A 438-nucleotide genomic window follows, 5' to 3' on the forward strand; every position below is an offset into this window, starting at 1 on the left:
AGAAGAAGTGGATGCCGACAAACTGCGCCGGCCGCTGCGACGCCTTGGCCAGGCCGGTGATCGGCAGGGTCGAGGTGTTGGACGCGAAGATCGCGTCGGCGCGGATCACCGCCTCGACCTTCTGAATCACCTCGGCCTTCACGCGCGGATCCTCGAAGACGGCCTCGATCACCAGATCGCATTCGGCGAGCGCGCCGTAATCCGCCGTGGCCTGGATCCGGCCGAGCAGCGCCTCCCGGTCGGCGGTCTTGGCGCGGCCCTTGTTGATCTGGCCGGTGATGAGCGTGTGGGCGTAGGCCTTGCCCTTCTCGGCCGCCTCCACCGACTGGTCGACCAGCACCACCTCAATCCCGGCCTGGGCGGTGACGTAGGCGACGCCCGCGCCCATGAAGCCGGCGCCGATCACGCCGACCTTGCGCAGGTTCGTCGCCGGCACGT

Annotated in this window: 1 protein-coding gene; it reads right to left on the reverse strand. The window is 68.9% G+C overall.

Annotated features, from left to right (window positions below):
* The coding region (locus tag ACU8YC_RS28075; protein ID WP_446896407.1) for a 3-hydroxyacyl-CoA dehydrogenase family protein at positions 1–438 on the reverse strand (438 nt) is incomplete at both ends.

Source organism: Citrobacter sp. VF227 (assembly GCF_052950715.1).